General features: G+C 57.6%; 1 protein-coding gene. It reads left to right on the top strand.

What is annotated here, in order from left to right:
- Positions 1-603, top strand: a 603-nt coding sequence (locus EFR00_RS32820) for a polysaccharide biosynthesis protein (RefSeq protein ID WP_167482315.1), incomplete at its 5' end; no start/stop codon positions are given.
- Positions 604-835 lie beyond the last annotated feature (232 nt).

Here is an 835-nt window from a genome sequence, read left to right as displayed (position 1 = left end):
GTTGACAGAGTGCGCACGAATTTCTCCATGGTCCGCTTCGGAAACGTGCTCGGTTCCTCCGGATCCGTCGTGCCGCTGTTCCGGCAGCAGATCAAGGAAGGCGGGCCGGTTACCCTGACCCACCCGAAAATCACCCGCTACTTCATGACCATTTCGGAGGCCTCGCAACTGGTCATTCAGGCGGGCGCCATGGCCGAGGGTGGGGATGTTTTCCTGCTCGACATGGGCGAGCCCGTCCGCATCGCAGACCTCGCCCGCAAGATGGTCGAGCTTTCGGGATTGACCGTCCGCGACGAAGATAATCCCGAAGGGGACATCGAGCTTTCCGTGACCGGCCTGAGGCCCGGCGAGAAGCTTTATGAAGAATTGTTGATCGGGGATAACCCTGAGACAACCGAACATCCCCGGATTATGAAGGCACGCGAGGATTTCCTGTTCTGGCCGGAGCTTTCCAAGAAGCTCAGCTTACTCAACGCGGCATTGGATCGAAACGATATGGTCGCGGCACGCGCGACCTTGGCAGAGCTTGTTTCCGGCTATTCCTCAACCGGTGAGGTTTCGGATCTCGCCTTCACCGGCGCCGAAACCGTTCCGGCAGCCTGACGACAGCGTTTGTAGGCACAGGTCTCGTTCAGCTTACCGTCGCATCTTGGTCGCGTTCCACCCTTGAAGAGATCCACTCGATTCATCGATCCTGTTGCCGGAATACGACAGTCAGAAAAGCGCGGGTTGGGGTCCGCTTCCACAACTTGACAGCGGTGACATCGGTCCTTAGCGAGGCTGGATCAATGACACCTCAGGATCAGCAAAGTGAATTATTTCAGGCAACTCGTGA

Origin of the sequence: Rhizobium sophoriradicis (genome assembly GCF_003939025.1) — a bacterium.
GTDB classification, from domain to species: domain Bacteria; phylum Pseudomonadota; class Alphaproteobacteria; order Rhizobiales; family Rhizobiaceae; genus Rhizobium; species Rhizobium sophoriradicis.
The sequence above is the reverse complement of the archived record's forward strand: the minus strand, read 5'-3'. Positions and strand labels throughout refer to the sequence as shown.